Here is an 18,925-nt window from a genome sequence, read left to right as displayed (position 1 = left end):
CCTGCAGGCGGAGGTATGAACGTGGCACTGGGCGGGACGTTCGATCCCGTCCACGACGGCCATCACGCGTTGTTCGAGCGGGCGTTCTCGCTGGGCGATGTGACCGTCGGGCTCACCTCGGATTCGCTTGCGCCGAAGACCAGAGCCGTCGACCGACCGGTTCGGGACTACGAGACGCGAAAGGCCGCACTCGCCGAGGAGCTTGAACCGGTGGCAGCAACCCACGACCGCGAGTTTACGATTCGCACCCTGACCGAGCCGACCGGGATCGCCACCGAGCCGAAGTTCGATGCCATCGTCGTCTCACCGGAGACGGTTGCGGGCGCCAAGCGGGTCAACGAGCGACGCGTCGACGACGGGCTCGACCCGCTGGAGATCGAGGTTGTCGACCATGTGATGGCCGAAGACGGCGAACGCATCTCCTCGACCCGAATCTTGAACGGCGAGATCGACCGCCACGGCAACCTGACGCCGGCAGCGAGCGGTCGACAGTCCGAGTAGCGAGCGAGCTACCAGCTGGGAGCCTGAAACCCGGCGGACTCCAACAGCGATTTCCACCGCGAGTGAACGCTGAGCCGGGAGACACCCATCGCGTCGGCGACGGCCTGCTGGGAGCGTTCCTCGCCGGCGATGAGCGCGCCGGCGTAGAGGCTGGCGGCGGCGACCGCCGGCTTCGATCGATCGTCATCGGGAATATGAGAGAGAAAGAGGTCGCCAGCGGTGGTGCGGGCTTCCTGGCCGATATCGAGCTCCTCGGCCGCCGACTCGATGCGATCGAGCCACGGCTGGTTTTCGACCTGTTCGCGCGCACTGTACATACCGACCAGTTTGGCGGCTACACAACAAAGCTTTGCCCCCTGCTGGGCAACCCTTGGTATGGCGAGTCAGCCGCATCTGTTGGTCGAACCGGGCGACTGTCACGAGATCGCACTCATCCCCGGCGACCCCGGCCGCGTCGATCGCATCGCCGATCAGTGTACAAACGTCGAGCCCCTCGCGGAAAACCGCGAGTACACGCTCGTCAACGCCACCTACGACGGCCAGCCGCTGACGATCTGCTCGACGGGGATCGGCTGTCCCTCCGCCGCCATCGCCATCGAGGAGCTCAACGCCGTCGGCGTCGAGACCGTCATCCGCTGTGGGACGACCGGCGCGCTCCAGTCGGGCATCGAGATCGGTGATATGGTCGTGGCGACCGCGGCCGCCAAGGAGGAGGGGACGACCAAACGCTACGAGTCGGCTGTCTATCCCGCCGTGCCGGACTACGATGTGGTGAGCGCGCTTGTCGACGCTGCCGAAGAAAACGACGAGGAGGTACACATTGGGCCGATCGTCTCCGATGACGCCTTCTACGCCGAAACCGAGGCGTATGTCGACGACTGGGAGGCCGCAAATCTGCTGGCCATCGAGATGGAGGCCGCCGCCGTCTTCTCGCTGGCCCGCCGGAAGGGGATGCAAGCAGGGGCGATCTGTACGGTCGACGGCAATCTCGTCGAAGGCACCCAGAAGGGAGCCGACGGCGACGAGGAGCTCCCACCGAAGGCGCGAAACAACGTCGAACGCGCGATCACGATCACCCTGGAGGCCGCCGCAAGCCTGTGAGCACTCGGTAATCGGATCCTTTCGGCTGTCGCGGTGCGGTGAGAACAGTATGACACCGACCCGGCGACAGTTTGGAGCGACGGTGCTGACCGTCAGCGTGGCCGGCTGTCTCACCGGTGAGCCGGGAACCGGCTTCGACGAAGGCGACACGACCGAAGCATCCACCGCCGACGACACCGAGGACGAACCCGATGAGACGACCCAGCAGGTAGTTGAGGATCTTGACGAGCGGGGCCTGGCCGTTCAGTCGACGACAACGACCGAACACGCGATCCAACTGACGGTGCAGACTACCGGCGACAACCATAGCGACATCGAGATCGCCGCCGGTGCGTTTGCGACGCTGCGCAACAGCGAGCCAACCGGTGACCACGACCTGCGGGTACGCGTCGAGGATCGCGGCCTCGGCGAAGGGCGGTTCCGGATCGAGGCCGCGTGGGCGCGGGGGTTCCTCGACGATGAGCTCAGTGACAGCGAGTATCGTACGCTGATTGCTGACACGCGACGCGAATAGCTGATTTTTGCAAATCGGACGACTGCGGCGACTTCAGGCATCGCCTGAGCCGCACTCAGGGTGTGCCAGCCGATATTCAGGCACGGCCAGCCGGCTGATCAGGCAGCGTGATACAAAGATGGTAGGGGTCGTACAGTAGGATGTACTATGAGACTCACACGACGCAACGCACTCATCGGACTCGGCACGGCTGCGGCAGGCGCGGGCGTAATCGGCGGCACGGGCGCGTTTACATCTGTGGAAGCAGACCGTGAAATATCAGTCAGTTCAGCTGGTGACAGCTCAGCAAACGTTCAAATAAATGTAGTTCCAGTTCAGGGATTGGCCGACAGTACGGGAGATAGCGATAGTGTCATTGGGCTTGACTTCAACAGTCTTAATCAAGACGCTAAGACGACATTCAACAACGTCTTGGAGATCACTCCACAGGGAGGCAATGGGCCTTACGATGTTACAATAAATAGTGCTCCAACTAACGTTAGCTTCGAGGTAGGTGACGGTGGTAATTCGCTTCCTGTTAACGATGGCGCAACAGTCGCGTTCGATGTGATAATCGATCTCAGAGACGGTGCAAGTGCAAGTGAGATTGGTACTGAAGAAGAGATCACCGTTAGCGTGACTCAAAACTAAAGATTAGATAATCTAGACAAATAGCTACGTACAGCAGTTGTACCGTATTACCAGCTATTTCGCACACGAATAAACAACTAAATTATGAAACTAACACGACGAAACACACTCATCGGGCTGGGAACAATCGCCGCAGGCGCAGGCGTGATTAGCGGTACCGGTGCCTTCGACTCTGTCGAGGCAGACCGCTCATTCGAGGTTAGTGTCTCCGGCGACGCCGGGGCACTCCTTGGACTTGAAGCGACAAATGATACGATTGCCGGCACGCAGGAGGGCGGAGCTGGGGATAACGACGTTATCTACTTTGAAATCAGTTCGAGTGAAACTACTGGGAATGCGTCTATCAACGAAGATGCAACTACCGAGTTTTTCGATGCGTTCTCGGTGACAAACAACGGTAGCGAAACGGTGGATCTGAGTATCGAGCTTCCTAATACGGTCAATGGACTTTCATTCATTGTGGCCGACACACGAAGTGATAACAACCCATTAGATCTAGTGGGAGGAAGCTACGAACTCACATCAGGGGAATCAATTTCAGTTGATCTGGGTATCGACACCACAAGTGGTGGGTACGATGATTCAGGAGCTCCATACCAGATTACTATCCGGGCACAGACTGCAGCCGCTGCACAAGCTTAAATTTACAGCCGCTGTAAAATTGGTCTCGAAGCAGCGAATCTGACAGAAGATTTATAATGCCAAACAGGAACCGCCGGCGGACGCTTATCGGACTCGGGACGCTGGTCTTCGGGGCCAGCGGCCTTGTCGCCAGCGGTGCGTTTACTACGGCCTCGCAGGGTAGCCTTGGTGCTGGATGGGTGCAGGTCGCTGGAACGAACCAAGCAGTACGCTTCGCGTCGCCAGAGCAGTTGGCGGGTCTAGAAGCGAGTGACGGCAGTGGCGATGATGAAACCGGTAGCGAAGGGACGACAGACTCCGACGGCGACGGTGCCACCGGTGGCGATGACGGGACAGACACCAACGATGGAACCGGCGGTGGCGGCGACGATGAAACGGATGACGATGATGGTGAAGTCGCCATTCGCGTGCAGGTAGTGACTGATCCGAACAACGCCGGCAACGCGGTCAACGGCAGCGGTTCAGCCACATGGAATGGAACGATTGTTCCATCCAGCGTGGTTCGTGGGACTGTGGATGGGTTCTTCGGTGGCCTGAGAGCTACCGATGCCAACAAAAATGCCGTCTCGACGGTCGGGAGACTACAAGATAGCTATCCAAACGGTGACGTTGCATTCATCATCGCCAATGTTGGGCCAGCCGAAGACGGGGATCCCACCGGATCGGTAAGTGTGAACGCGACACTATTCGCTGATGAGGATGTGCTAGAAACAGATCAGCTCCGGTTCCCATACAGAGTTGTCGACGACAGCGGGATGACAGTTTCTCGCGGCGAGAATCTGTTTTCCGCTGGCGGTGTCACGCTGGCCGATGGCCACGTCATCGAGGTTGTGATCGTCATCGATACCCGGGACATCGTCCTCGAAAATGAAGATCTCAGACTTGAGCAGATAGATACCATTCAGTTCACTGCAACAGAGGTGGAAAGCCAATGACGAAGAAACGTGGCGGCAGCGGTGGACTCAGCCGGCGAGCAGCCTTGGCCATGATCGGCGGCGGCGGGCTGTTGGGTGTCAGCTCGACGGGCGCGTTCGATCAGGTGCAGGGCCAGCGACCGTTTGATCTCTCGGTCAGCGACGACAACGCATTACTCGGCATTGAAGTGGTTAGTCCGATCGAGATCAACAGCTCGCCGGCAACCGTCGACATCCTGGAGTTGCAGAATCGATTTCCGGATACGGAACTGACAGAGCTAACGGTCAGCAGCGACAGTACGATACTCTCAGTAGAATCGCTCGACGGGGTGACACTCCAATCTGGAAAAACAGAAATGGTACGTGGAACGATCTCCGTGAGTGAAAGCGGACAATCGGTCGTTAATCTGACCGTCACAGCAACGACCGGGACGGAACGGATCGAGATAACGCGATCGATAGAGATCAATGCGACCGTCACCGGCTACGAGCCCGGAACCTGCCCGGTGTCGGTCAACGTCGGGGCGGACGCGCTGCCGGAGCAGGAAAGCGATGGCAGCATCACGGTCACCGATCAGGATGTTGCCGACGGGATCGAGGCCGGCGGGAGCGTCAGCATCAATTCGACTGGCAACCGATTTGTCATCATCGGTGGCGATGTGGAGGCCGATGGAGCCATCTCGATAACAGCAAACAGCAACGATGCCACAGTGATCATTGATGGAAGTGTTGAATCCGGCGGCACAATCGATATCTCTGCTGGTGGAAACATCACGATCGGTGGCGATGTGGGGGCCGAGGGGAATATCACGATCACCGCAAGAGGGAAGGGGACGATCACCATCTGTGGTGAGGCCGAATCCGATGACGGCGATCTCACGATCAACGAAAACGGCAACAATGCCAGCGTGACGATCAATAATGGTGAGGAGGATGATGACGAGGAGGATAACGGGCCACCGGGACAGGGACGAGGGCCACCGGGATAGCAATAAGAAATCTTGGTCATTCGTTCCATCGGTATGAGACACCGCTCGGAATGGGCAATCAACACAGTGATCCGCAGGACTATTTGCGTCGCCCCCTAGTTCAGATCGTGGACTGTTGTGTCGACACCGATGGCTCACCCACGCCCCACGGCAAAGCCACGGTGATCTAAATGGCCGGCGACGACGATCCGACAGAGACACCAACGCCGGCTGAGGAGTCAACACGCCCGCTCAGCATCGGTCTCTGGGAACCCGACGAAACACCGATCGAATCTGAGCTTAAATACGGACTCCCCGAGGCCGATCTCAGTGTTGTCGGCCGCGATGTGAATCCACTGGAGGTACACGCGGTTGATTGTCTGGTCGTTGACTGCTCTCCAGCCGACCCGGAGCCGGCAACGATCTACGAGGAGCTCCGCCAGCGGTATCCGGAGAAACCGCTTGTCGTGATCACCACAGGCGGCGACACAGATGTTATCGAACAGATAGAGGCCGCAACACACACGGCGCATGTTCCACGGACAGAAACAGGGATCCCAACCGCGCTGGTGTCGGCACGCTGTAAGCGACTGGCGGCACGGTCGTTTGCGACCGGTGAGAGCGACTCCGGCGACACACCGACGGCCCGATCGGTGCCACAACAGCTCGGGCTGTGGGTGCTGTGGGCGATCGCAGTCGCAACCTACGGGATCGGCGACTCGCTGTCGACGATCATCGCGGTCTACTTTGTTGATGGCCTCGGAGAGGGCAACCCCCTTGTTGCGGTGCTGCTCGCGGAGTTCGGGATTCGCGGCCTCTTCGGGCTCAAGCTCCTCGTTTTCGTGATCGCCGTCGGCATCAACCTCCAGTCGAGAAACCGCGGCGATTGGCTCGGCTACTACGGCCCGCCAGGCTTTGTCGCGTTGCTCGGAGCCGTGCTGACAGCCTCGAATCTCATCGCTATCGCAACCGCCTAGGTATCACCGTCGTCGACGGGTTCCGCACGGAGTGTCCACGTCGTGTTGCCATCGACTGCGAGATAGCCGATCCCGCCGACTTCCCGTTGTTGTGGATCTGTTCGCCCGACAAGACTCTGGATCACCGGTTCGACAACCTCGCCGTTGCTGTCAACAAGCGATAGCGAGTAGTCGATATCCTCATCGCCGACGGAGAGACTAAATTCGATCGCCTGCTGGCTGCCGAAATCGATCGGGCCGATCACCGCATCGAGCCCATCGCTGAACACGATCGGGGGCTCAAGTTCCAGATCGATCTCGTCGGTGTCGTAGGCCGGCACATCGTACACCGTGGCCGTCCAGTCGGCACTGGCCTCCTGTACTGCCAACTCGTACTCTCCCGGCGGTGGGTTGAGCAGATTGCGCCCGGTAAACGGGCCAAGCACCTCGATCACACGGTACTCCTCCTCGTCGTCGGCTGTCGATACCAGCACCACCCGAAACCGCTCATCGTCGGCCGCATCGCCGGCATCAGTGTCGATGATCGTCGGCCCCCCACGCACCAGCTCGAAGGCGTCGGTCGTCGCTTGCCCCGATCCCGAAAGCGAGATCGGCTCGATCTCACCCTCGCCGTCGGCGGTCGGATACGGTGGGTAGGGTGCTGTCGGCACCCCCGGCGGCCCAAAGCCGACATCATCGCTCAACAGCACGTAGCCACCGACCCCCCCAACGCCGATGGCACCACCCGCCGCAGCCGCCGCAAGATACTGTCTGCGTTCCATACAGGCCGCAGACACCCCCACCCCCTAAGTTCACTGCTTTGATTCTCAGATCTGAGAGCCGTTGTAGGTGGCTGATCGGCAGCGTCGGCGCGCGAAACACCAAAATCCGTCACCCTGCGGTCGGAGTGTCGTAACGCCTAAGAGTCAAACGGCCGTTTCTCCCAACAATGAATCAGTTACCACAGTGCGACCGGGGGTGGCTCCATGGGTGTTGAGATCAAGGAGTCACCGGTCAGCGACGACGCCCGCGCGGAAATGGAGCAGTTTGTCTACGATTATCTGTCCGCCAGCGTCGAAACCGAAGACGACGGCGGGCGCATGCGGTGGTATCCGTGGCACAGCGCGGAGTACCGATTTAATCATATCCTCAATGTCGCTGAACTCGCCGAAACGATCGCCGAAGCAGAGGGGGCCGACACCGATATCGTCGTTGTCGCCGCGCTGTTTCACGATGTCGCAAAGCTTGACGCGCCCCAGGATCGACACGCCGAGGAAGGGGCAAACGTCGCCCGCGAGTATCTCGAAAGCCGCGGTGAGTACCCCGCATCGTTTATCGATGCGGTCTGTCAGGCGGTCGCAGACCACTCCTTTCAGGGGCCGCTCTCGGAGGTCTCGCTGGAATCCCGCTGTCTGATGGAAGCCGACGTGCTCGATAAGGTTGGGGCCAACGGCACCGCCCTCATGCTGTTGCGGATGGGGTATGAGTCCCGAACCCACATGGATGCCGCCCGGATGGTCGACCGCGTGCTCGAACGCGGGAAAGATCACCTCGACCGCGTCGAATCCGATACCGCCGAAAGCATCGGCCACAAGCGGCTCAAACGCGTCAAATGGTTTCGGGAGTGGCTGGAAAGCGAGGTTGCTGAGATGACCGCCGATCGCCCCGAAGACCCAGCCGACGGTAGCGACGACTGACGCCTACCGGCAAGCGGTCACACACAGTCGCGGAGACGATAGCCACCCGACCACAGCGCGTCACCGTTTAGCCCATCGACCGCGTTGACATCAATAATGCAACTGTCAGCGATCACTATCGGGGTGTTCCTGCTGTTAGTGACGACGCGAGCGGTCTTTTCGTTCCTGGCGATCAGGAACGTCCAGTATGCCGATCGGCTGGTGGGCCAACACCGCGAGTGGCTTAGATCAACCCTCGGCATCGAAGACAGCGATGAGCTCCGGGACTACCACCGCCTCACCACGGCGATGGACGAACTGGAGTCCTGGATCGGGCTCGCCGCGGTGATAGGTATCCTCTATGGCGGCGGCCTCTCGTGGGCTGTCGACCTGTTGGCGGCGACCGGCCTCTCGGTCGTCCTGCAGGGCGTCGTCTTCGTTGTCGGTCTGGCGGTCGCCGCCCAACTGGCGTCGATCCCGTTCAGCCTTGTCTCGACGTTTGGGATCGAGGAGATCTTCGGGTTCAACAACCAAACACCAACCCTGTTCGTCCGTGATACGCTGGTGCAACTCGCCTTATCTGTCGGGTTCGTGGCGATCCTGGGCGGCGCGGTGTTGGCCGCGATTGAGCGACTGCCGATGCTGTGGCCCGCGGCGGCGTGGGGACTGTTCGTTATCTTCTCGTTGGTAATGCAGATACTCTATCCACGGGTGATCGCGCCGCTGTTCAACGATTTCGAGCCGGTTGCCGACGGCGAGTTGCGCGAGGCTATCGAAGCTGTCTTCGAACGTGCTGGCTTCGAGACCAGCGACATCTACACCATGGACGCCAGCCGGCGATCCACACAGCTCAACGCCTACTTCATCGGCTTTGGCCGAACGAAGCGTGTCGTGTTGTTCGATACGCTTGTCGAGAAGATGGAACAGGCCGAGCTACAGAGCGTTCTCGCCCACGAGTTAGCCCACTGGAAGGAGGCCCACATCTGGAAACAGTTCGCCGCGGGTGCCGTGCAGATGGCCGTTGTCGTCGCCGCCCTCGGCTGGCTGATCGATTTCGAGCCGCTGTATGCGGCCTTTGGGGTTCCAGCGTCGGCAACGTACGCCGGCCTGTTGCTGGCCGCTCTCATTGTCGGGCCACTGCTGCAGTTTACCGCGCCGCTGTCGAACGCGCTCTCGCTGGCCCACGAGCGGGAGGCCGACGCCTACGCCGCCGAGGTGATGGGCCCCCAGCCGATGATCGACGCCTTGGGCCGGCTGGCCGGCGAGAACCTCGCCAACCCATTCCCACATCCGTGGTATGCGAGATTCCACTACAGCCATCCGCCGATCCCCGAGCGGATGCGGCTGTTGAGCGACCGCACTGACGGCGAGACGACAGACTCGACACCACAGCCGCCGGCGACCGGAGACGACTGATGGCCGACCCCGGCAGCTACGTGTTGGTCATCGCTGTCGAATCCCCGACCACGATCGAGGTCGGCGCGCTCGGCGACCGCGAATTTACAGCGGGAGGGTACGCCTACGTCGGCAGCGCGTTCGGCCCTGGCGGGCTCTCGCGGGTCGATCGTCACCGCCGGGTTGCCAGCGGCGACCACGACACCCGCCACTGGCATATCGATTATCTGCTCGGTGCCGATTCGGTCCGGCTTGCGACAGTTGAAACGTATCCCAACGAGGACATCGAGTGCGCGCTGGCGACGGCGTTCGCTGACGCCGGCTGTGAGCCGGTGGCTGCGTTCGGGGCCTCAGACTGCGACTGCGGCAGTCATCTGTGGGGTGGAGACGACCCATCGACGATTCAAAAGATCGCACGGTCGACCCGGTGGGAGTAGCACCCATTCGGTACTGTCGGCTGCTGAGACCGGCACCGACAGAAAGCTTTTGTCTGTCAATAAGATAGTGGGAATTACGGTGAATAAAATGGGAACGAACGCAGCCGATGAGGAGACCGAACAGCTCACGTTACAGGTCGACGACCGCGGGCGGGTGACGATCCCGAAGGCGGTTCGGGAGCGACTCGGAATCACGGCCGGCTCGGAGGTGCCGGCGTATCTCAGCGGCTCGGTGTTGACAGTCGACCCCAAGCCGAGTGGGAAGCTCCAGCCGGCGACAGCCGGCCGCGAGGAGTGGGCTGACACGACACCGACCGACGCCGGCGAGGCGTTGTTCGGGCCGACCGACACCGGCGACGAGTAGGAATGCCCGACACCATCCCAAGCGGTACACGGATTCTGACCGATGTCAACATCCTCGCCATCGGGTTGACCGCCGATCACCCGGCCTACGAGGCCGTCCGGCCATGGCTCACCGACGCCCTCGATGGGCCAAACGTGCTTCTCGTCCCCGACTACTACCCGCTTCGCGCCCAGTATATCATGACGACGAACTTCGGCGTTGCGGCGACCGACGCCCGCAACGCGGTGGGATCGCTACTCGACAGCCCCGCACGGATCGTGGGCGCGACCGCCGCGGCGCTCCAGGATGCCTACGAGATCAGCGCGGCCAAAGACCACGATGTGTACGACGCGTTTGTGCTCGCGGTGGCCCGTGCTCACGACACCGACTATCTGGTGACAACCGACCGTGATGTCGACGCGTTGTGTGCCGACGAAGCGGTCACCTACCGGAACCCCATTCCGGACGATGAACTCGATTCGCTCTCGACGGTTGACGGCTGATACCTCGGTTTAAAAAAGCAAAACGGCTATCGTCGCGGGAGGGCTTAGTCGTCGCTTGAGACAGCCCCGGTGTCGGGTTCGGCCGCGGCCGCGGCGGCCGGCGTCTCCGGGAGCTCCTCGCGCACGTCGTCGGCACCCTTGTTCTCAATGGAGTTGCGGTAGGCATCCGGGAAGACTCGAACGAAGTTGCTGACCTCGGCGGCCCAGTCATCGAGCAGCTCGGCGGCGCGCTCGCTGTCGGTGTACTCGGCGTGGTTTTCGACCAACCGAGTCAGCATGCGCTCGTCTTTCTGTGTCAGCTCCTCGGAGAACGTAACCATCTCCCTGTTGAGCTTGGACTCGAACTCGCCGTCGGGGTCGTAGACATAGGCAACGCCGCCGGACATCCCCGCGGCGAAGTTGCGACCGGTTTCACCCAGCACGGCGACGGCACCGCCGGTCATATACTCACAGCCGTGGTCGCCGACGCCCTCGACGACGGCTTTCACCCCGGAGTTGCGAACGCCGAACCGCTCGCCAGCGACGCCGTTGATGTAGGCCTCACCCTGGGTTGCCCCGTAGAGGGCGACATTGCCGATGAGGATGTTTTCGTCGGCGGCGTAGGCCGCCGTCGGTGGGGTCTGGACGACGAGTTTCCCGCCCGAGAGCCCCTTGCCGAGGTAGTCGTTGGCCGCGCCGGTGAGCTGCATCGTCACGCCGTCGGCGAGGAACGCCCCGAAGCTCTGGCCGGCGATTCCATCGAAGTCGATGGTGATCGTATCGTCGGCCAGCCCCGCGCCGCCGTACTGTGTTGAGATCTCGTGGGAGAGCGTCGCGCCGACCGCGCGGTCGACGTTGGAGATCTCCTTATCGAGTGTTATCGGCTGGCCGGATTCAAGCGCGGGTTCGGCCTCGTCGATCAGCTCCCAGTCGAGTTGGTCGTCGATGTCGGCGTGTTGCTGCTCGCGGGTCTTCCGCCGCTGGTCGCCGGCGGTCGGCGCGATGACCGTTGAGAGATCGAGATGTTTGGCCTTCTCGTGGTCGGTTTCGCGCTGGCTGAGCAGTTCCGGTCGGCCGATCATCTCATCGAGGGAAGTAAAGCCAAGCTCGGCCATGATCTCCCGAAGCTCCTGGGCCATGAACGTCATGTAGTTGATGACGTGCTGTGGCTCGCCGGGGAACCGCTCGCGGAGGTCTTCGTCCTGTGTCGCCACACCAACCGGACAGGTGTTGGCGTGACACTGCCGGGCCATCACACAACCCGCGGTGACGAGCGACGCGGTGCCGAAGGTATACTCCTCCGCGCCGAGCAGCGCGGCGATCGCCACGTCGCGGCCGGTCTTCATCCCACCGTCGGCGGTGATCTTGATCCGGTCGCGCAGCCCCGTGGCACACAGCATCTGGTTGGCCTCGGCGACGCCGAGTTCCCACGGCAGACCGGCGTTTTTGATCGACGTTTTCGGGGAGGCACCGGTGCCACCTGAGTCCCCGGAGACGTGCACTACATCGGCGTTGGCCTTGGCGACGCCTGCCGCGATGGTGCCGATGCCGGCCTCCGAGACGAGTTTGACGTTGATGTCAGCGTCCGGGTTGGCCGCCTTGAGATCGTGGATCAGCTGTTTGAGATCCTCGATGGAGTAGATGTCGTGCAGCGGCGGCGGTGAGATGAGGCCAACGCCTGGCGTCGCATACCGGACGTGGGCGATCATCTCGTTGACCTTCTTGCCAGGCAGGTGGCCACCCTCGCCGGGCTTCGAGCCCTGTGCCATCTTGATCTGAATCTCCTCGGCGGAGGTCAGGTAGTGAGACGTGACGCCGAAGCGGCCGGAGGCGACCTGTTTGACGTTACACTCCTTTTCGGTGTCAAACCGTTCCGGCGGCTCGCCACCCTCGCCGGTGTTGGATTTGCCGCCAAGGCGGTTCATGGCGATGGAGTTGGTCTCGTGTGCTTCCGGCGAGAGGCTGCCGAGACTCATCGCAGCCGTCGAGAAGTTCTCGACGATCTCGTGGATCGGCTGTACCTCCTCGATGTCGACTGGCTCGCGGTCGGCATCGAATTCGAGCAGCCCCCGGAGCGTCTGGAGGTTCTCGTTTTGATCGTTGATCAGTTCGGCGAACTCCAGATACCGGTCGTAGTCGCCGCTGCGGACGGCCTGCTGGAGCGTGCCGACCGTCTCGGGGTTCCACTGGTGGTAGATCCCCGACGAGCGGTGTTCGTACTCGCCTTGGGTTTCAAGCTCTGGATCGCTCCCGAAGCCGACGGCGTGTCGCGTCCGTACGTCGTCTTCGATCACGTCGAGACCGATCCCTTCGGTTCGGATCTCGGTGCCCTCGAAGTATTCGGCGATGAGATCGGAGCTGAGGCCGACGGCCTCGAAGATCTGGGCACCCTGGTAGGATTCAACCGTTGAGATCCCCATCTTCGCCATGATCTTCAGCAGGCCGTGTTCCAGCGCGTGGATGTAGCCCTCGATGGCCTCCTCCTCGTCGGCGCCGTCAGGGCCAGCACACAGATCCGAAATGGTCTGGTAGGCGAGATATGGGTTGACCGCGCCCGCGCCGTAGCCGACCAGCGTGGCGAGATGATGTACCTCACGTGGGTCGCCGGACTCGACGACAAGGCCAACATCGGTTCGCAGGCCGTGGCGGACGAGATCGTGGTGGACGCCACCGGTCGCAAGCAGACTCGGGATCGGAATCCGCTCTTCGTTCGTGCCGCGATCCGACAACACGATAATGTCCGCGCCGTCGTCGATGGCCGCGCGGGCGTCATCTCGAAGGCGTTCGATCGCGGCTTCGAGATCCGTGTCTGGGTCGTACGTCATATCCAGCGTCGTGGTCTCGAAGCCGTCGCTCTCGCGGTCGAGATTCTTGATACTCGCTGTCTGCTCGTCGGAGAGGACAGGCGAGTCAAGCACAAGCTGGTGGGCGTGTTCCGGCGACTCGGTCATGAGGTTTCGCTGCTTGCCGAGCCGCGATTGGAGACTCGTCACCAACTCCTCGCGGATGTAGTCGATCGGCGGGTTCGACACCTGGGCGAACAGCTGTTTGAAATAGGTGAACAGCGGGCGGTTGAACTCCCCGAGGACTGACAGCGGCGTGTCGTCGCCCATCGAGCCGACCGGATCCATCCCCTGGTTGGCCATCGGCTCCAGCAGGTGTGTCAGTTGATCCTGGGTGTAGCCGAATGCGGCCTGGTGAGCGCGCAGGGAGTCGACATCGCCGTGTGGTTCGAGGCTATCGCCGGCGATGTCGTCGAGTTCCTGTTGGTGTTCGTCGACCCACTCGCCGTACTTGTCGTCGGTGAGCTCGTCGAAGACCTCGGCGTCGGGGATGACCTCGCCTTCCTCGGGGTCAGCGACGAAGATCTGACCGGGCTGGAGGCGGCCGCGTTCGCGGATCTCGCTTGGGTCGGTCTCGATCGCGCCGACCTCGCTGGCGGCGATCAGGGTGTTGTCCTCGGTGATGTCGTACCGGCAGGGCCGGAGCCCGTTGCGATCGAGCACGGCGGCGATCTTGTCGCCGTCAGTGGCCGCGACGAGCGCGGGGCCGTCCCACGGCTCGACGAGACTGGCGTGGTAGTCGTAGAAATCCTGCCGGTCGGGATCCATCGAGTCGTCGTTCTCGTGGGCCTCCGGGATCAGCATCCGGAGAATGTGCGGCAGGTCGCGGTCGGAGTGCATCAACAACTCGATGGCGTTGTCAACGCTGGCGGTGTCGGACTGGCCGGCCTCGGTGACGGGTTTGAGCGTCTCGATGTCGTCGCCGAAATCCTCGTGGGCCAGCTGGTTTTCGCGGGCGCGCATCCAGTTGATGTTGCCGCGGATCGTGTTGATCTCGCCGTTGTGGATGATCCGCCGGTAGGGGTGGGCGAGATGCCACGCGCCGAGCGTGTTCGTCGAGAACCGCGCGTGGACGAGCGTCAGCGTCGTCTTCAGGCGCTCATCGGTGAGATCCGGGTAGTAGCCGGCGAGCTGTTCACCCTTGAGCAGCCCCTTGTAGACCAGCGTTTTGCGGTGGAGCGAACAGACGTAGAACCGGCCTGCACCGTCGATCTCCTCGGCGGCCGCTTCGAGCTCGCGGCGCGCAAGGAACAGTCCGCGGTCGAAGGCGTCGTCAGCCATCGACTCGGCCGGGGTCACGAAGACCTGCCACACATCGGGTTCAGAGTCGAGTGCGGTCTGGCCGAGATCGCTGTTGTCGGTCGGGACATCCCGCCAGTGGAACGCCTCAAGATCGTACTCGGCGAGCGTCGACTCGAAGAGTTCGACAAGACGATCTCGAACAGTGTCGTCCTGTGGCATAAAGACCGAGCCGACAGCGTAGGTCTCCGGCAGGTCACCGACGACCGCCTCGAAGAACGCGTCGGGGCGTTGGATCATGATGCCGGCCCCGTCGCCGGTGGCTTCTTCGGCACCGGTTGTCCCGCGGTGTTCGAGGTTACAGAGTAGTTCGATGCCGTCAGCGACGACATCGTGTGAGGCACCGCCGTCGAGGTCGACGACCGCGCCAACGCCGCAGTTGGATTTGGTATCGGTCGGGTCGGCGAGCCCGACGGGTTCACCATGCGCATCGTCCGCTTGCGCATGCGACTCACTGTGATACTTGGCCATACACGAACCGAGCAATCGCCCGAATAAATGCCTACTGATGCAAAAATAAGGGTTCCTAATTCCCATATTAGGAAGTATTAAGAATTGATAGTTAGGACGTTGAAACGATCACGCCCAACCAGACCAAACAATCATGTGGGATTCGATCCGTAAGAGCCACCATGCGCAGATCGAAAGCTACCCGATCGTCAACTCCGAGACGGTGATCAGCAAGAAAATATGGACACATGACCGCACTGTACGATCAGTAGTTCTTTGCGAAGTAAGCGGTCTGGGTGGCGTCATCGCCACAGATCGCACACGTCGTGCTGGCGTCGGCGGACGCCCCGTCGTCACCGACCGTCTCCTCGTCGTCAAACGGGCACATCACGATCTCGGCCGCCAGCGGCTCCTTGATCGGCTCCTCACACTCCTCGTCGCCACACCACGGGGCTTTGACGTAGCCGCCGTGTTGGCCGAGCGTGCCGAGAATCTCCTCGCGTGAGTCGGCTTCCCGGACGCTGTCGTCGAGGTTCTCTTCGGCAGCCGCGTAGAGTTTGCCGTACACCTCATCGAAGTGCTCCCGAATCGTGTCGCCGATATCGTCGCGGCCGGCGGTGATCGACTCGCCGTCGGGCCGGTGGATGATGGTGACTTCGTTGTCCTCGACCTCGTGGGGGCCGATCTCGATGCGGACGGGAACCCCTTTCAGCTCCCATTCATTGAATTTGAAGCCGGGATTGCGCTCGTCGCGGTCGTCGAGTTCGACGCGGACGCCGGCATCGGCGAGGTCGTCGGCAACGTCGCTGGCGTACTCAAGCACGTCGTCTTTGGTGTCTTCCTGCCAGATGGGGACGATGACGACCTGTTCGGGGGCGATCGTCGGGGGGAGGACGAGGCCCTGATCGTCGGAGTGGGTCATGATCAGCGCGCCGAGTGCACGCCACGACAGGCCCCACGAGGTCGTATGGGCGGGCTGGGTTTCCTCGTCCTCATCGGAGAAGGTGATGTCGAAGGCTTCGGCGAAGGAGGTGCCGAGGTGGTGGCTGGTGCCGGCCTGCACCGATTTGCCGTCCGGCATCAGGGCTTCGACGGTGGTTGTCTTGTGCGCACCCGGGAACTTGTCGTGATCCGGTTTTTGGCCCTTCAGGACGGGGATCGCAAGCAGATCCTCGTAGAGCTCAGCGTACTGATCGAGTCGCGTCATCGTTTCCTCCCACGCCTCGTCGTGAGTCTCGTGGGCGGTGTGACCCTCCTGCCAGAGGAACTCCTTCGTTCTGAAGAACGGTTTCGTCTCCGTTGCTTCCCACCGCACAACCGAACACCACTGATTGACTCGCAGCGGGAGGTCGCGGTGGCTGCGCACCCACTGGGCCATGTAGGGCGCGATGATCGACTCGCTGGTCGGGCGGACGGCGAGTCGCTCGTCGAGTTCGTCGTGGCCGCCGTGGGTAACCCACGCCACTTCCGGGTCGAAGCCCTCCACGATGTCCTTTTCGCGTTCGAGATAGCTCTCGGGGATGAACATCGGGAAGTAGGCGTTCTGGACGCCCGTAGCCTTGAATTTGCTATCGAGTTCCGCCTGAATCGCCTCCCAGAGGGCGTAGCCACGCGGGCGCGTGACGATGAACCCACTCATCCCGTCGGGGCCGTAGTTTGCGAGGCCGGCCTTCCTGACGACCTCGGCGTACCATTCGCCCGTGTTGTGCTGTTTGCTCTCAGTAATTCCGAGATCTTGCTCGCTACTCATTGCCGGCACTCCGCAACCGGGACAAATAAACGCAGTGTGTTTCGAATCAGCCGACGTTCCGACACCAGAGCCGCGGCGACAACCTTGTTGCACCAGGAGACGTAGCTGACGACATGCGTTCAGCAGATCGCCGCACTGATTCGGACGGCGAGACGCCCGATTCAGCAAGCGACGCCTGGCTGCCGACGACCGTGCCGGTACTCGGCGGCCTCCTGGCGATCGTGGTGCTGGTCTTTTTCGGCTTGCTCGCAGCACTCTCCGGGCCCGGCGGCGGGATGATGGGTGGCGGCATGATGGGTGGGGGTATGGGCGGTGGGATGGTTGCCAGCCCATGGCTCTGGCTACCGCTGTTTATCCCCCCGATCGTCGGGTTCGCTGTGCTCCTCTATACGCTCCAGCGACGGGGTCGGTCGGGGTCGACGCCGACTGACTCGGAGGCAACAGCCGACCCCTTGGAGATACTCGAAGCACGGTATCTCGACGACGAGATCGATCTCGCGGAGTACGAACGGCGACTCGACCAACTCTTCGATCTCGATACCGACGGCGACAGCCACCCACGGGTCAGTCGCCTGGCGATCCAGTATGCCCGCGGCGAGATCGACCGCGAGACGCTCACCGACCGGCTCGAACAACTTCGAACGGCGGACGACTCGGTCGGCGCGGTCGACACCGAAACAGTCGTCCAAAGCGCGGCCGCCCTTGACCAACAAGACACCCACAGCGCGGTCACACTGGATACCGAGCAGTCGACCGCAACAGAGCGGCTGCGGCAGCGATACGCCGACGGCGAGGTGAGCCACGAGGAGTACAAACAACGGCTCACGACGCTGCGAGAGACTGCAACGGAGGAATCGTAAGCAAAACTCGCCGCGACGGTCGTGGTACCACGACTCTCGGAAGGGTTATCCCCCGACGGGCTGTACGTTTGATTGCAATGGCACACGGCAAAGTTGATTTCTTCAACGACACTGGCGGCTACGGATTTATCGACACGGACGATGCTGACGACGACGTTTTCTTCCACATGGAGGATGTCGGCGGCGAGGATCTCACAGAAGGCGAGGAGATCGACTTCGATATCGAACAGTCCCCGAAAGGCCCGCGCGCGACGAACGTCGTTCGCAACTAACTACAGTCCTCGCCTCACGGCGATACTGCAATTTTCCGATTTTTCACCCGCTGAGCTGACAGCTTGGCAACCGCACCCCTACAACATACCTAGCAGCCGAGGCCCTGGCGGACTGATTCGATGGAAACGCTGCTATCCCAAGAGCGCGTGATTCAAGATATGGGGCGCAAGAGACCGAAGCCCTTTCCGCACCGTAGAGTGCGTCGGACTGACTGGTTCATGTGCGAAAGAAGCCGAGTCATGGGCGGTACAGCCCGGATGCCGCGCGGCGCGGCATCCGGGAAAGCCCGAATAGGTGAATCTCTGCTTCACGCACTGGCGTCCCGGGTGAACAAACAATGTACCTCGGAATTGATGTCCACAAACGGTACGCACAGGTGGCAGTAATTGATGAAGCTGGTGACCTCATTGAGGAGGTTCGCGTCGAGAACGCGAACCTCGATGAGCTTGCCCAGCAATATGCTGGTTCGCAAGCTGCGATTGAGGCGACCAGCAATTACTACCACATCCACGATACGCTGTCTGAACATTTGGATGTAACTGTTGCTCACCCGAAAGAGCTGACACAGATCGCCAACACCGACAAGAAAACTGATCGCGTTGACGCCAAAGAACTCGCACGAATGGTGCGGCTAAATTCAGTTCCGGAAAGCTATGTTCCGACCGACAAAATCAGAGAAGCCCGCGCACTCGTGCGCGGGCGACAGACTCTCGTCGAAACCCGCACCAAGTACGCCAACAAAATTCATGGACTCCTCGCCGATCACGGCCTCACTGAAGACGTGAAACCACTGTCAGTTGAGGGCCGAGAGTTCCTGTAATGATTAAGATAACTTTTGAAAGTCAAGGAATTTCTCACACCACCCCCTTGCGAAGCTGATTCGGTGCGTTA

General features: G+C 61.4%; 19 protein-coding genes and 1 pseudogene. 16 read left to right on the top strand and 4 right to left on the bottom strand.

Annotation, left to right across the window (positions count from 1 at the left end; translation table 11 throughout):
* The first annotated feature begins 15 nt into the window (after nucleotides 1-15).
* Nucleotides 16-501 (top strand): phosphopantetheine adenylyltransferase, encoded by a 486-nt coding sequence (locus tag HKK80_RS13385; RefSeq protein WP_411800091.1) that lies wholly within the window; start codon nucleotides 16-18, stop codon nucleotides 499-501.
* A gap of 8 nt (nucleotides 502-509) precedes the next feature.
* On the opposite strand, the gene HKK80_RS13380 is transcribed toward HKK80_RS13385, so the two are convergent.
* The gene (locus HKK80_RS13380) at nucleotides 510-818 is read right to left on the bottom strand and encodes a transcription initiation factor IIB family protein (RefSeq protein ID WP_411800090.1); all 309 of its coding nucleotides are present in this window, start codon (nucleotides 816-818) and stop codon (nucleotides 510-512) included.
* 58 nt (nucleotides 819-876) lie between these two features.
* On the opposite strand from HKK80_RS13380, the gene HKK80_RS13375 reads away from it, so the two are divergent.
* The 7 genes from HKK80_RS13375 to HKK80_RS13345 all read left to right on the top strand — a co-directional run bounded on the left by HKK80_RS13375 (nucleotide 877) and on the right by HKK80_RS13345 (nucleotide 6,247).
* The gene (locus HKK80_RS13375; protein ID WP_411800089.1) at nucleotides 877-1,602 is read left to right on the top strand and encodes a nucleoside phosphorylase; all 726 of its coding nucleotides are present in this window, start codon (nucleotides 877-879) and stop codon (nucleotides 1,600-1,602) included.
* Between the two features lie 49 nt (nucleotides 1,603-1,651).
* Nucleotides 1,652-2,116: a hypothetical protein gene (locus HKK80_RS13370; RefSeq protein WP_411800088.1), complete on the top strand. Its 465-nt coding sequence runs from the start codon at nucleotides 1,652-1,654 to the stop codon at nucleotides 2,114-2,116.
* A 147-nt stretch (nucleotides 2,117-2,263) separates the two neighbouring features.
* Nucleotides 2,264-2,746 carry a hypothetical protein gene (locus HKK80_RS13365; protein WP_411800087.1) on the top strand — a complete coding sequence of 161 codons (483 nt, stop codon included), beginning with the start codon at nucleotides 2,264-2,266 and terminating at the stop codon, nucleotides 2,744-2,746.
* Nucleotides 2,747-2,830: 84 nt separating this feature from the next.
* Nucleotides 2,831-3,388, top strand: a complete 558-nt coding sequence (locus HKK80_RS13360; protein ID WP_411800086.1) for a hypothetical protein — start codon at nucleotides 2,831-2,833, stop codon at nucleotides 3,386-3,388.
* A gap of 56 nt (nucleotides 3,389-3,444) precedes the next feature.
* Nucleotides 3,445-4,323: a hypothetical protein gene (locus tag HKK80_RS13355; protein ID WP_411800085.1), complete on the top strand. Its 879-nt coding sequence runs from the start codon at nucleotides 3,445-3,447 to the stop codon at nucleotides 4,321-4,323.
* A complete protein-coding gene (locus HKK80_RS13350) occupies nucleotides 4,320-5,291 on the top strand; it encodes a hypothetical protein (protein WP_411800084.1) in 972 nt (323 codons plus the stop codon). The genes HKK80_RS13355 and HKK80_RS13350 overlap by 4 nt, the downstream gene beginning before the upstream one ends.
* Before the next feature lie 170 nt (nucleotides 5,292-5,461).
* Nucleotides 5,462-6,247 (top strand): hypothetical protein, encoded by a 786-nt coding sequence (locus HKK80_RS13345; RefSeq protein WP_411800083.1) that lies wholly within the window; start codon nucleotides 5,462-5,464, stop codon nucleotides 6,245-6,247.
* Here the strand turns inward: HKK80_RS13345 and HKK80_RS13340 are convergent.
* Nucleotides 6,244-7,008, bottom strand: a complete 765-nt coding sequence (locus HKK80_RS13340) for a hypothetical protein (protein WP_411800082.1) — start codon at nucleotides 7,006-7,008, stop codon at nucleotides 6,244-6,246. The two genes, HKK80_RS13345 and HKK80_RS13340, sit on opposite strands and share 4 nt — an antisense overlap.
* Before the next feature lie 204 nt (nucleotides 7,009-7,212).
* Between HKK80_RS13340 and HKK80_RS13335 the strand changes: the two genes are divergently transcribed.
* From HKK80_RS13335 to HKK80_RS13315, 5 genes are all read left to right on the top strand, one after another.
* Nucleotides 7,213-7,923, top strand: a complete 711-nt coding sequence (locus HKK80_RS13335) for an HD domain-containing protein (protein ID WP_411800081.1) — start codon at nucleotides 7,213-7,215, stop codon at nucleotides 7,921-7,923.
* Between the two features lie 96 nt (nucleotides 7,924-8,019).
* Complete coding sequence (locus HKK80_RS13330; RefSeq protein WP_411800080.1) at nucleotides 8,020-9,318, top strand: M48 family metallopeptidase; 1,299 nt, start codon at nucleotides 8,020-8,022, stop codon at nucleotides 9,316-9,318.
* The gene (locus HKK80_RS13325) at nucleotides 9,318-9,734 is read left to right on the top strand and encodes a GIY-YIG nuclease family protein (protein WP_411800079.1); all 417 of its coding nucleotides are present in this window, start codon (nucleotides 9,318-9,320) and stop codon (nucleotides 9,732-9,734) included. The genes HKK80_RS13330 and HKK80_RS13325 overlap by 1 nt, the downstream gene beginning before the upstream one ends.
* Before the next feature lie 88 nt (nucleotides 9,735-9,822).
* Nucleotides 9,823-10,098 carry an AbrB/MazE/SpoVT family DNA-binding domain-containing protein gene (locus HKK80_RS13320; RefSeq protein ID WP_411800078.1) on the top strand — a complete coding sequence of 92 codons (276 nt, stop codon included), beginning with the start codon at nucleotides 9,823-9,825 and terminating at the stop codon, nucleotides 10,096-10,098.
* Nucleotides 10,099-10,100: 2 nt separating this feature from the next.
* Nucleotides 10,101-10,580 (top strand): type II toxin-antitoxin system VapC family toxin, encoded by a 480-nt coding sequence (locus tag HKK80_RS13315; RefSeq protein WP_411800077.1) that lies wholly within the window; start codon nucleotides 10,101-10,103, stop codon nucleotides 10,578-10,580.
* 44 nt (nucleotides 10,581-10,624) lie between these two features.
* On the opposite strand, the gene gltB is transcribed toward HKK80_RS13315, so the two are convergent.
* Together gltB and proS are read right to left on the bottom strand one after the other, a co-directional pair.
* Entirely contained in the window at nucleotides 10,625-15,172 is a 4,548-nt protein-coding gene (gene gltB / locus HKK80_RS13310) for a glutamate synthase large subunit (RefSeq protein WP_411800076.1), read from the bottom strand.
* Between the two features lie 244 nt (nucleotides 15,173-15,416).
* A complete protein-coding gene (proS, locus tag HKK80_RS13305) occupies nucleotides 15,417-16,901 on the bottom strand; it encodes a proline--tRNA ligase (protein WP_411800075.1) in 1,485 nt (494 codons plus the stop codon).
* 113 nt (nucleotides 16,902-17,014) lie between these two features.
* Here proS and HKK80_RS13300 point away from each other — a divergent pair, with 113 nt between their 5' ends.
* The 3 genes and pseudogenes from HKK80_RS13300 to HKK80_RS13290 all read left to right on the top strand — a co-directional run.
* Nucleotides 17,015-17,761, top strand: a complete 747-nt coding sequence (locus HKK80_RS13300) for an SHOCT domain-containing protein (protein ID WP_411800074.1) — start codon at nucleotides 17,015-17,017, stop codon at nucleotides 17,759-17,761.
* A gap of 77 nt (nucleotides 17,762-17,838) precedes the next feature.
* Nucleotides 17,839-18,033, top strand: a complete 195-nt coding sequence (locus tag HKK80_RS13295; protein WP_021038510.1) for a cold-shock protein — start codon at nucleotides 17,839-17,841, stop codon at nucleotides 18,031-18,033.
* 338 nt (nucleotides 18,034-18,371) lie between these two features.
* A pseudogene (locus tag HKK80_RS13290) lies at nucleotides 18,372-18,851 on the top strand (IS110 family transposase); the annotation flags it as partial.
* Nucleotides 18,852-18,925 lie beyond the last annotated feature (74 nt).

It is taken from the genome of Halonotius sp. F2-221B, assembly GCF_046719765.1.
In the GTDB taxonomy this organism is placed as follows: domain Archaea; phylum Halobacteriota; class Halobacteria; order Halobacteriales; family Haloferacaceae; genus Halonotius.
Note: the sequence above shows the minus strand (reverse complement) of the source record. Positions and strands in the feature narration are given on the sequence as shown.